The following is an 11,940-nucleotide window of genomic DNA, read 5'->3' on the forward strand; positions in this document are numbered from 1 at the left end:
TTGATTGCAATCACAATGCAGCAATCTTTTACATTTTTGCATACAAACCGACAACTTTTGTACGAAATTACTTGTTTATTACATAATTGACCTAAATCAATTATCTCATTTAGTACTCTAGTTTAGCAATAAGTTGCTCTAATTTGTGAGGCTCATCAAGAGTAATCGTCACTTTTGACTTACCGCTAACAGAACGAGTAACTGAAACGTTTGCTTGCAATTTTTCCGTGAGTCTTCGTGAAAGTTCGATAGCTTCTGTGTCTTCAGGCTTCGATTCTGGTTCAACGTCTGGTTTTAAGCACTTTTTGACAAGCTGCTCAGTTTGACGCACGGTCATTTTTTTGGTTGCCGCAGTGTTGGCTGCTTCAATCTGGGTATCACCTTCAAGCGCAAGCAATGCTCGAGCATGACCCATTTCCAGTTGTTTATTGGAAACTAAACCTTTTACTTCATTTTCTAGCTGATTTAGACGTAATAAGTTACTAACCGTTGCTCTCGATTTACCGATCACTTCGGCGACTTGTTGATGTGTCAGCTCGAATTCGTTCTGTAAGCGCTCTAGCGCTTGTGCTTCTTCGATAACATTCAAGTCTTCACGCTGAATGTTCTCAATCAATGCCATCGCAATCGCAGCTTTGTCTTCAACCTTCTTGACCAAGCACGGCACCTGTTTTAAGCCAGCTTGACGCGCAGCTCTCCAACGGCGCTCACCAGCGATAATCTCATATTGACCATACGCTAAAGGACGCACGACAATAGGTTGGATAATACCTTGAGATTGAATAGATGCGGCCAGCTCTTCTAGCGCTTCTGGCGCCATATCCTTACGCGGTTGATATACACCTGGCTTCAAGCTACCAATGGCAATCTCTGTGAACTCGCCTTCTGCAGACAAAGCCTGACTATGAGAAGCAACTTGTTGTTTTTCACGAGCCAATGAGCTAGTTGCAAGCAATGCATCTAACCCTTTTCCTAAACCACGCTTAGACATTGAGCGAATTCCTTTGGTTAGACCTATACTGGGACTTCTTCACGACGCAACATTTCGCCTGCAAGAGCAAGATATGCCTTAGCACCTGCGGAATACTTGTCGTAGTACATTGCTGGCTTGCCATGACTCGGCGCTTCTGCCAAACGTACATTTCGAGGGATCACAGTTCGGTAAACTTTGCTACCGAAGTGTTTTTTGAGTTGATCAGAGACTTCATTCGATAAGCGGTTACGAGGATCATACATTGTACGAAGAAGACCTTCGATCTTCAGATTCTCGTTTACTACCGCAGCGAGCTTACTGATGGTATCCATCAACGCAGTCAAACCTTCCAAAGCAAAATATTCACATTGCATAGGAACCAATACGGAATCGGCCGCAGCCATCGCGTTGATTGTAAGAAGGTTTAATGAAGGTGGGCAATCAATAAAGATGAAATCATAGTTGTCGCGAATGGATTCGAGTGCGTTTTTTAAACGAACTTCACGAGCAAATACTTCCATTAACTTGATTTCTGCCGCAGTCACATCACCGTTTGCGGCGATGAGGTCATAATTGCCAGATGTACTTCGGCAAACTACCTCATCAAATGGGGTGTCTTCAACCAGCAAATCGTAAGCAGTTGCTTCAACTTGATACTTGTCGACACCGCTCGCCATAGTGGCATTACCTTGAGGATCGAGGTCAACAACCAATATCTTGCGTTTTGTTGCCGCCATTGATGCTGCCAAATTAATGCAAGTTGTTGTTTTTCCTACGCCGCCCTTCTGGTTGGCAATTGCTACGATTTTACCCACTATGGCCTCGCTGATTATCCCTGACGCGATAAAGTAACTAGATGACGCTCTCCATCAAGCTCTGGCACTTGCAAAGCTTTAATGTCTGTCACTGAACACCATTCAGGTAACAGGTCGATTTCGTCTCTAGGATGTTGTCCCTTAAGAGCCAAAAATACACCGGATTGCTCTTTAGGTAAATGGTGACACCACTCTACCATGTCTGTCATTGACGCAAATGCGCGACTGAGCACGGCATCAAACTTTTCTTCTGGTTGAAATTCTTCAACACGGCTTTGTACTGGAACAACGTTGTCGATGCCCAATTCATGAATAACTTGCTTAATAAAACGAATACGCTTGCCTAGGCTATCGAGCAAGTAAAACTCGCAGTCAGGGTTCATGATTGAGAGCGGAATCCCAGGAAGACCAGGGCCTGTACCTACATCAATAAAGCGCTTGCCTTGTAAGTGAGTGCTAACAATGATGCTATCTAAGATATGTTTCACCATCATTTCTTGCGGGTCACGAACTGACGTTAAGTTGTAAGCCTTGTTCCACTTGTTCAGTAACTCAACGTAGCCAACCAATTGGCCACGTTGCTTTTCAGATACTTCAAGTTCAGTCTGGCCAATCAGGTGATCCAGTTTTTCGCGTAATGCGCTCATTATGCTTCCTCACCTTTTTTCAGCAGGCCGTGTTTTTTCAAATAAACCAACAGAATTGAGATTGCTGCAGGCGTAATACCTGAAATTCGAGAAGCAATACCAATTGAGTCAGGCTTAGCAGTCGTTAGTTTAAGAACCACTTCGTTAGAAAGTCCTTTCACCTTGCTGTAATCGATATCAGCAGGCAATTTGGTATTTTCATGACGCAGTGATTTTTCAATTTCGTCTTGTTGACGCTGGATATAACCATCGTACTTCACTTGGATCTCAACTTGCTCGGATGCTTGTTGATCTTCCAATGCAGGGCCAAAACGATCCAATGCCGTTAGCTGTGAATAAGTCATTTCAGGACGACGAAGAAGATCTTCACCGCTTGCTTCACGAGACATAGGTGTTTTTAGAATTTGGTTCAGTTGATCAACATCTTCAGACTTTGGATTAATCCACGTTTCTTTTAGACGTTGACGTTCCTTCTCCATGTTTTCTACTTTCTCGTTGAATCGAGCCCAACGAGCATCATCCACCAAGCCAAGCTCACGCGACTTCTCAGTCAAGCGGATATCAGCGTTGTCTTCACGAAGTAACAAACGGTATTCCGCACGAGACGTGAACATACGGTAAGGTTCTTTGGTACCCATCGTCGACAAGTCATCAATAAGAACGCCCATGTAAGCTTGGTCACGACGCGGGCTCCAGCCCTCTTTGCCTTGTGTAAACAAACTTGCATTCAAACCGGCCATCAAGCCTTGTGCTGCCGCTTCTTCGTAGCCAGTGGTACCGTTGATTTGACCGGCAAAGAATAGACCCTTAATAAACTTAGTTTCGTAAGTCAGCTTAAGGTCGCGAGGATCAAAGAAATCATACTCGATCGCATAGCCTGGGCGGACGATATGAGCATTTTCAAAACCTTTCATTGAGTGAACGATTTTTACCTGAACATCAAATGGCAGACTTGTCGAGATACCATTCGGGTATAGCTCATGTGTCGTCAGACCTTCAGGTTCAATGAAAATCTGGTGACTGTTCTTGTCAGCAAAACGCATCACTTTGTCTTCAATCGATGGACAGTAGCGCGGGCCAATACCTTCAATCACGCCCGCGTACATTGGGCTGCGATCGAGATTGGCGCGAATAACGTCATGCGTATTTTCGTTAGTGTGCGTGATGTAGCATGGAATTTGGCGAGGCTGTTGAGCTCGGCTACCCATGAACGAGAATACAGGTGTTGGGTTATCACCGTGCTGAACCTCTAACTCTGAAAAATCAACGCTACGTGCATCGATACGAGGAGGTGTACCCGTTTTCAGGCGATCAACTCGGAATGGAAGATCACGAAGACGGTCAGCCAGTGCGATCGATGGTGGATCACCAGCGCGACCGCCTGAAGAACTTTCCATACCAATATGGATCTTTCCACCTAGAAATGTACCGACCGTCAGTACCACTGCGTTAGCGCGGAACTTAAGGCCCATCTGTGTAACAACACCCACCACTTGATCCTGCTCAACGATCAAGTCATCAACCGATTGTTGAAACAGAGTTAGGTTTGGTGTGTTTTCAAGAACATTTCGAACAAAGGCTTTGTAAAGCGCGCGGTCAGCTTGTGCACGAGTTGCACGTACCGCTGGACCTTTTGATGCGTTTAACGTTCTGAACTGAATACCTGCATGATCAATAGCTTGCGCCATTAATCCACCCATTGCATCGACCTCTTTTACCAAGTGGCCCTTACCGATCCCGCCAATCGCAGGGTTGCAAGACATTTGTCCCAACGTATCGATATTATGAGTGAGTAGTAACGTACTTTGACCAGTACGTGCAGATGCGAGTGCGGCTTCCGTTCCTGCATGGCCACCACCAACAACGATGACGTCAAATTTTTCGTGATAAAGCATGAACCGACCTCGGGTATTCAAACGTTTTCTAGATTGATAAAAAGGAGCGATATTCTACCTGTTTTCATAGCTTGAGAAAACGTTTTTGGGATTTTTCGATAAAGCTGTTTTTAATTAATATAGATAAGATCTTTATAGAGATCTTTTATTATATCTATTATTAGGATCGAGGGTATCTGTGGATAAGTCAAAAATGATCAACAAGATCATGGATCTTTTTTGGATCAAAGTATGTGATCTAACTTTGATCATGATGAGGATTAGCTGGGATCAAAATGGCTACTTATTCACAGGGGAGAATTGGCTTGAAAGTTGTTATTTGGATAACTATAGGTTAATCACCGTATATGTATGATCTTATCCACAGAGAAAATTGAGGTTTTTGCTTTAATTTTCGAATTTTTTTCAAAAAAGTTATTCACAATCACGATATTCAGAGACAAAAAAAGCGGCATGAGCCGCTTTTTGGGGAAATTGAGGGACTAGAACTGGTCACTATGATCGTTAAACCACTCTTCAGCTGCATCCTCAGGTACCGGAGTTTCCAATACATCGATGGTAAAGCAGTCTGAAATAGGCTGAGCACCGAGTTTTTTCAGTTGGCTGTGGACTGATTTTCCCGCAGAACAGAAGGTATCGTAACTTGAATCACCAAGTGCGATAACAGCATAACGAATAGCACTTAAATCTGGAGATTCTTGAGTCAATGCGTTGATCAACGGTTGGATATTATCAGGAAAATCGCCCGCACCATGTGTTGATGTCACCACTAACCAAGTACCTTGCTGAGGAATATTATTGTATTCAGGCTGATTATGAAGTTCTATCTCGTGCCCTTGAGCCTCTAGAAGATCGTTAAGGTGATCGCCAACGTATTCAGCGCCACCTAAGGTGCTGCCTGTAATAATGTGGATCATTAAGCTGTCCTTACAAAAGAAAAGGCCAGCGTAAGCCAGCCTTTATGGTTATTTACCGATACAGAATGAAGAGAAGATTCGACCTAAAAGATCATCGGAACTGAACTCGCCTGTGATCTCATTGAGGTGCTGTTGAGTGATACGAAGCTCTTCCGCTAATATCTCTCCGGCCATGTAGCCTTCAAGCTGTTGTTGCCCGATATCAAGGTGTTCCGATGCGCGTTCTAGTGCATCCAAGTGGCGGCGGCGCGCCATAAAGCCACCTTCATGACCACCAGCAAAACCCATGCAATCCTTGAGGTGGCTACGCAGAGTGTCGACACCTTGGCCTGTTTTTGCTGATAAGCGAATCAGGGTTGGATCGTTAACATGACAAATGCCTAACTCTTCACTGGTTTGATCCGCTTTATTACGAATTACCGTCATTCCGATGTTGTCTGGTAGACGATCAACGAAATCTGGCCAGATATCTTTTGGGTCTGTTGCGTCTGTTGTCGTGCCATCAACCATAAATAAAACTCGGTCTGCCTGAGCAATTTCTTCCCAAGCGCGTTCAATACCGATTTTTTCTACTTCATCAGAGGCATCACGCAGGCCTGCGGTATCGATAATGTGCAGTGGCATACCGTCAATATGGATATGTTCACGCAATACATCACGTGTGGTGCCTGCAATATCGGTCACAATCGCAGATTCTTTGCCAGACAGCGCATTCAATAGGCTCGATTTACCGGCATTTGGGCGACCTGCAATCACGACCTTCATGCCTTCACGCATGATGGCACCTTGATTCGCTTCTTGGCGTACAGCTTCGAGGTTATCGATGATAGCCTGTAAGTCAGTACTGACTTTACCGTCAGCAAGAAAATCAATTTCTTCTTCTGGGAAATCGATCGCTGCCTCAACGTATATTCTTAAGTAAATCAGAGAATCTACAAGCGTATTAATGCGTTTAGAGAATTCGCCTTGTAGCGATTGAAGCGCCGATTTAGCCGCTTCTTCTGAGCTGGCATCAATGAGGTCAGCAATCGCTTCGGCTTGAGTTAAATCCATCTTATCGTTCAAGAAGGCACGTTCTGAAAACTCACCTGGACGCGCTGCACGCACGCCTGAAATGGCTAGGATGCGTTTGATTAGCATGTCCATAACCACTGGGCCGCCGTGGCCTTGCAACTCTAATACGTCTTCGCCGGTAAACGAGTGCGGGTTAGGGAAGTAAAGCGCGATGCCTTGATCGAGTTCGATGCCATCGTCAGATTTAAACGGTAGGTACTCAGCGTAGCGAGGCTTGAGTGTTTTTCCTGTTACTTCTAGGGCAACCTGAGTCGCCAATGGGCCGGAAACGCGGATAATACCGACGCCACCACGGCCGGGCGCGGTCGCTTGAGCAACAATCGTATCTGTAGTCATAGTTGTGCCTGCTAGCATGTGAGAGCCAAAAAGGGGCGTTCACGATTAATCAATTAGCTGAATTGTAATCAGCTAAAAACAAAAAGGCGACCTTTTGGTCGCCTTTCTTTATCTCTTTCTATTATCGAACTTACTTAGAATGTAAGCCTTTCTTTTCCAGCGCGCGGTAGATAAGCGTTTGCTGAATCAGAGTTACGATGTTCGATACTAGCCAGTAAAGAACCAGACCTGAAGGGAAGAACAGGAAGAAGAATGTAAACATAACCGGCATAAAGGTCATGATCTTCTGCTGCATTGGATCCGTTACAGTTGTCGGGCTCATCTTCTGGATTAGGAACATTGAAGCACCCATCAGAAGTGGCAAGATGTAGTATGGGTCTTGTGCTGAAAGGTCAGTAATCCAACCGAAGAACGGTGAGTGACGCAGTTCAACAGACTCCATTAGTGCCCAGTATAGCGAAATGAAGATAGGCATTTGCAAGATGATAGGTAAACAGCCACCAAGTGGGTTTACTTTCTCTTTCTTGTACAGCTCCATCATTTCTTGGCTCATACGTTGACGGTCGTCGCCAATACGCTCACGCATTGCAGTCAGCTTAGGCTGAAGCATACGCATTTTCGCCATAGACGTGTACTGAGCTTTCGTTAGTGGGTACATCGCACCACGAACGATAAACGTTAGACAGATGATTGCTAGACCCCAGTTCACAACGATGCCTTGAATGAACGAAAGCAGAGTATGAAGTGGTTTAGCAATGAACCATAACCAACCGTAGTCAACTACTAGGTCTAGGTTTGGTGCTACAGCAGCCATTTGGTCTTGAAGTTTAGGACCAACCCAAAGCGTTGCTTTAAAGCTTGCTTCGTCGCCAGTAGCGATGGTTTTGTTCGGCATGCGAACACCAATGTCGCCAAGGTTACCGATTACACGAGTGTAAAGGTTGCTGCCTGCTTCGTCGCGTGGGATCCATGCACTTGCAAAGTAGTGCTGAATCATCGCTGCCCAACCTTGACCATTTGCTAGGTTAAGAGACAGGTTGCGATCTTGCATGTCGTCGAAGCTGTATTTTTTGTAACGCGTATCTTCCGTAGAGTAAGCACCACCACGGTAAGTTGGCATTGTTAAGCTACCGCCGTCATCCATAACATTTTGACGTAGGTGAGCGTACATGCCGAATGTCGCGTTAGTACCAGAGTTGTTGACTACATCGTATTCAACATCCATTGCGTAGCTGCCACGCTTAAGGACGAATGTTTTCGTGTAATCAAGGCCGTTCGCTTGGTAAGTCATCGGGATGCGTAGTTCATCCTGACCATCAGCAAGCGTGAAGCTGTCTGCTGAAACCGAGTAGCTAGGGCGGTTAGTGCTGCTTAAATCGATACCTTGAGGGCCAACTAGACCGCTTTGTGCGATAAATTGGTGACCAGGTTCGTTCTTAAGAAGAACAAACGTATCTTCAGAATCAAACTCAGCAGAGTAATCATTTAGGTTTGCTTGAACGACATCACCACCAACCGTATCAATTGACAGAGTCAGTACATCAGTTGTTACTGTGATAGTTTTTGCAGAAGCGACTTGTTGGCCCGGAGCTGGGTCTAAGTCATCTGCATAAGATGGCGCTGGTAGGGTGCTGCCAGATTGTGCCTGCTCAATCGCTTGTGGAGCTGGGTTCTGAGCTACGTTCCATTGTTGGAACAGTAGGAAAGAAACCAAAGCCAATGCGATTAACAGGATATTACGTTGAGAATCCATCGTTATTTATCTCTGTCTTGTTTTTGGACTGGTGGAACGGGGTCAAAGCCCCCTTCGTTCAAAGGATGGCATTTTAATAGACGTTTGCCTGATAACCAACACCCTTTTACAAAACCGTGAGCTTTCAACGCTTCTATCGCATATAAAGAGCAGGTTGGAGTAAATCGGCAGCGTGGGCCGATGAGTGGACTAATAAACCATCTATAAAAATAGATGGGTATTAGCGCTATCCACGCGAAGGGCGAGACAGGCGAAGCCATAATTTGTCGAGTAGCTTGAACATTTCTTCATTGCTTAAATCTTGCGCGCTCTTCTTAGCGATTACAACAAAATCTTTGTTAGGAAGTTTGTGTTGAGTGTTACGAAAGCTTTCACGAGTAAGACGCTTGAATCGGTTACGACCCACGGCGGTTTTAATCTGCTTTTTCGGAACAGCTAATCCAAGGCGAGGATTTGAAAGAGAGTTATTTCGGGCAATGATGGTGAAATGAGGGGAGCCTGCTCGATGAGCTTGCTTGAAGACATTCTGATAATGTTCGGGAGTTAACAAGCGTAACTCCCGACCGAAGGCTAGCTTATTCAAAATAATCAAAGATTACTTAGAAAGACGCTTACGGCCTTTTGCACGACGTGCATTGATTGTTGCGCGACCGTTCTTAGTAGCCATGCGAGCACGGAAACCGTGAGTACGCTTACGCTTTAGAACTGTAGGTTGAAAAGTGCGTTTCATTGTAATTACCTTACTGATCAGTAGTTTTAGGTTTTTGTTAAACCCGGCGTGGGCATTTTTTCTCTTCTTTATATAAGAAAGGAAAACCGACGCCTCTCAACAAAGAGGCGGAATTGTAATCACTGTCACAAAAAGTGTCAATGATTGGGTTAACTAAAATTCCGGTCGGGGGATTATACGTAGAATAACTAAAATCACAAGGATCCTTATTCGATCCCGACCTTATTTAAGAATTTCTTTAATTTAGGATCCTGTGGATTACCAAAAATATCCTGTGGAGATCCCTGCTCGACAATGTGACCATCAGCCATGAAGATCACTCGGTCTGCGACCTCTCTAGCGAACTGCATTTCGTGCGTAACCACCAGCATGGTTTGATGCTGATTTGCCAGTTTTTTCATTAAGTTAAGCACTTCGCCAACCCACTCAGGATCGAGCGCTGAAGTAGGCTCATCAAACAATAAAAGCTCTGGTTGTAGAGCCATCGCACGGCCAATACCAACACGCTGCTGCTGGCCACCAGAGAGCGCTGCTGGATAGCTATCTGTTTTTTCTCCTAGGCCAATATCATCGAGTATTTGTTGTGCTTTTTCATGAGCTTGCTGCTTTTTCCAACCACGAACGGTAATCAAACCTTCGGCAATATTCTGCCTTGCCGTTTGGTGAGCGAACAGTGCATAGTTTTGGAACACAAAACCGGTCTTACGGCGCAGTGCAAGCACCTCTGCTTTAGTGTGTTTCTGAGTATCAACCTTGATATCATCAATCGAAATCGTACCTTGATCGGCTTGCTCTAGAAAATTCACACAACGCAGCAGGGTAGACTTACCCGTACCACTTGAACCTATGATGACAATTATCTCACCTTGTTTGATTTCAAGGTCGATCCCTTTCAATACTTCGGTGTCACCAAACTGCTTGTGGATATTTTGTAATTTGATCATCGTACATACGCCTTATTCAGTTTCACTTCGGCCCAAATTTGAATACGAGTGAGGATAACTACCACGCCCCAATAAATCAGCGCGACTGCTAAAAAAGCCTCGAAGAAACGGAAACTTGAAGAAGCTTCCATCTGAGCTTTAGCCATGATTTCGGCTACACCTAGGGTGAATGCAAGTGAAGTCGACTTAATCATGTCGATGAAATAGTTCATTAAAGAAGGCAGTGCCACACGTGTCGCTTGCGGCAAGATCACTCGACGCATGGCTTGGCTGGTTGTCATACCGACTGATAGGCTTGCTTCCATTTGGCTACGATCGATACCGATAATCGCGGCACGAATACTTTCAGCCATGTAAGCAGCAAAGTGTAAGGTTAAGCCGATAACCGCGGCGCCAAACGCATCAAGTCCAACCATCCACGGAAACACTTGTGGTAGGCCATAGTATAGAAGGAACAGTTGCACCAGCAGTGGTGTACCTCGGAAGAAGCTAATATACAGCTGGCTAAGCTGGTCGAGTACAGGGATTTTGAATACACGAATGTTCGCCAGTATCAAAGATAGAATTAGGGCGAAAAATAAGCCCCAGATTGCCATCTCCATAGTGGTGCCTAAATACTTCAGCAGTATTGGCAACAGACCTAGCATGTAATTAAAGTCAAATCCCATAATCTATCTCATATTTTTATTGGAAGTATTGTTTGGAAATACTGTTATATCAGGCTTTTTAATCAGTGCACAAAAGCAAAAAGCCCACCGCTGTGTAAAGCAGTGGGCCTTAAATGGGAAAGTGAGTCGTTACTTCTGAGTAATGTCCGCACCAAACCATTTCTGAGAGATACTTTCTAGCGTACCATCTGCGCGCATTGCTGCTAATGCTTCGTTTACTTCTGCTTGCAGTTTTTGACCGTTGTCATTGTTTACGAAAGGCCAAGCGTTTTCGATTGTCTCGAATGGTTGTCCTGCTAGCTGTAATGGTAGACCAGTCTTCTTGATAAGCTCTAGTGCTGATAGGCGATCCATTACGAATGCGTCGGCACGACCAAGAGCGACATCATGTTCAATACCGGTATCGTAGGTTTTGACATTGATTTTGCCTTCTTTGTCGTAGCTGCGCAGCAGTTGCTCAAAGTTTGAGCCAAGGTTTACCGCAACCGTCTTACCATCTAGGTCTTCGATACCTTTAATGCTGTCATTACCTTTACGAACGGTAATTTGTGCGCCGTCTACTACGTAAGGGTCTGCGAATAGGTATTTCGCTTTACGTGCATCCGTTATTGTAATTTGGTTTGAAATGGTATCGATTCGACCCGTTTCAAGAAGACCAAACAGACCAGAGAAGTTTGCCGTTACGTATTCAACGCTATAGTCATTACGTTTACCGATCTCATCCCATAAATCCACTTCAAAACCTTGTAGTTGGTCTTGTTTAACGAACGTAAATGGGAAGTAGCGACCAGACATGCCGACTTTAACTTCAGTCGCGGCTTGAACAGTAGCAGCAGAGAGTGCGATAGCCGCAATTGCAGCCTTAATCCAGTTATTCATTTGGTAACTCCTTATATTTATAGGGTTGGATGTTACTGGGAAAATGCTCAATAGAATAAATAACCAGATGTTATTAACCATAACCAGATCGTATTCTCGATTTGGGGATAACTAGCAAGGATCCGGGCATAAGTGGATCGTTGTGTGAGTAAAGTAGGGGCAAGATGTGTGGATCCATCCAGTTTTGCACTATTTATTGTGAATAACTTGGATCTTATTCACTGGATCTGTGATCAATTGCTGGTGATCTGACTTATCAACAGGTAAAATTAGCGGTCATTTCATATAACTTAAATAGAGTGGGGCACC

General features: G+C 44.6%; 13 protein-coding genes. All 13 read right to left on the reverse strand.

Annotated elements, in window-relative coordinates:
- Positions 1 to 109: 109 nt before the first annotated feature.
- The 13 genes from AC3CID_RS15795 to AC3CID_RS15855 all read right to left on the reverse strand — a co-directional run bounded on the left by AC3CID_RS15795 (position 110) and on the right by AC3CID_RS15855 (position 11,631).
- Positions 110 to 991: a ParB/RepB/Spo0J family partition protein gene (locus AC3CID_RS15795; protein ID WP_017081731.1), complete on the reverse strand. Its 882-nt coding sequence runs from the start codon at positions 989 to 991 to the stop codon at positions 110 to 112.
- Between the two features lie 23 nt (positions 992 to 1,014).
- Complete coding sequence (locus tag AC3CID_RS15800) at positions 1,015 to 1,788, reverse strand: ParA family protein (RefSeq protein WP_017077301.1); 774 nt, start codon at positions 1,786 to 1,788, stop codon at positions 1,015 to 1,017.
- Positions 1,789 to 1,802: 14 nt separating this feature from the next.
- Positions 1,803 to 2,435, reverse strand: a complete 633-nt coding sequence (gene rsmG, locus AC3CID_RS15805; protein WP_017058801.1) for a 16S rRNA (guanine(527)-N(7))-methyltransferase RsmG — start codon at positions 2,433 to 2,435, stop codon at positions 1,803 to 1,805.
- Positions 2,435 to 4,330 (reverse strand): tRNA uridine-5-carboxymethylaminomethyl(34) synthesis enzyme MnmG, encoded by a 1,896-nt coding sequence (gene mnmG / locus AC3CID_RS15810; protein WP_054548321.1) that lies wholly within the window; start codon positions 4,328 to 4,330, stop codon positions 2,435 to 2,437. The genes rsmG and mnmG overlap by 1 nt, the downstream gene beginning before the upstream one ends.
- Positions 4,331 to 4,812: 482 nt before the next feature.
- Positions 4,813 to 5,247: an FMN-binding protein MioC gene (gene mioC / locus AC3CID_RS15815; RefSeq protein ID WP_114634140.1), complete on the reverse strand. Its 435-nt coding sequence runs from the start codon at positions 5,245 to 5,247 to the stop codon at positions 4,813 to 4,815.
- Positions 5,248 to 5,295: 48 nt separating this feature from the next.
- Positions 5,296 to 6,657: a tRNA uridine-5-carboxymethylaminomethyl(34) synthesis GTPase MnmE gene (gene mnmE, locus AC3CID_RS15820; RefSeq protein WP_488526751.1), complete on the reverse strand. Its 1,362-nt coding sequence runs from the start codon at positions 6,655 to 6,657 to the stop codon at positions 5,296 to 5,298.
- Positions 6,658 to 6,787: 130 nt separating this feature from the next.
- Positions 6,788 to 8,410: a membrane protein insertase YidC gene (gene yidC, locus AC3CID_RS15825; protein WP_054548323.1), complete on the reverse strand. Its 1,623-nt coding sequence runs from the start codon at positions 8,408 to 8,410 to the stop codon at positions 6,788 to 6,790.
- A gap of 2 nt (positions 8,411 to 8,412) precedes the next feature.
- Positions 8,413 to 8,670, reverse strand: coding sequence for a membrane protein insertion efficiency factor YidD (gene yidD / locus AC3CID_RS15830; protein WP_004735802.1), 258 nt, complete (start codon positions 8,668 to 8,670; stop codon positions 8,413 to 8,415).
- Positions 8,637 to 8,960: a ribonuclease P protein component gene (gene rnpA / locus AC3CID_RS15835; RefSeq protein WP_017055478.1), complete on the reverse strand. Its 324-nt coding sequence runs from the start codon at positions 8,958 to 8,960 to the stop codon at positions 8,637 to 8,639. Before rnpA ends, yidD begins: the two co-directional genes overlap by 34 nt.
- A 45-nt stretch (positions 8,961 to 9,005) precedes the next feature.
- Positions 9,006 to 9,140, reverse strand: coding sequence for a 50S ribosomal protein L34 (gene rpmH / locus AC3CID_RS15840; protein ID WP_004735800.1), 135 nt, complete (start codon positions 9,138 to 9,140; stop codon positions 9,006 to 9,008).
- A 206-nt stretch (positions 9,141 to 9,346) separates the two neighbouring features.
- On the reverse strand, positions 9,347 to 10,084 hold the full coding sequence (locus AC3CID_RS15845) for an amino acid ABC transporter ATP-binding protein (RefSeq protein ID WP_004735798.1): 738 nt from the start codon (positions 10,082 to 10,084) through the stop codon (positions 9,347 to 9,349).
- Positions 10,081 to 10,752, reverse strand: a complete 672-nt coding sequence (locus tag AC3CID_RS15850) for an amino acid ABC transporter permease (protein ID WP_004735796.1) — start codon at positions 10,750 to 10,752, stop codon at positions 10,081 to 10,083. Before AC3CID_RS15850 ends, AC3CID_RS15845 begins: the two co-directional genes overlap by 4 nt.
- A 129-nt stretch (positions 10,753 to 10,881) precedes the next feature.
- Positions 10,882 to 11,631, reverse strand: coding sequence for an amino acid ABC transporter substrate-binding protein (locus AC3CID_RS15855; RefSeq protein ID WP_054548324.1), 750 nt, complete (start codon positions 11,629 to 11,631; stop codon positions 10,882 to 10,884).
- Positions 11,632 to 11,940 lie beyond the last annotated feature (309 nt).

This window comes from Vibrio sp. QJM3NY_21 (assembly GCF_057785975.1).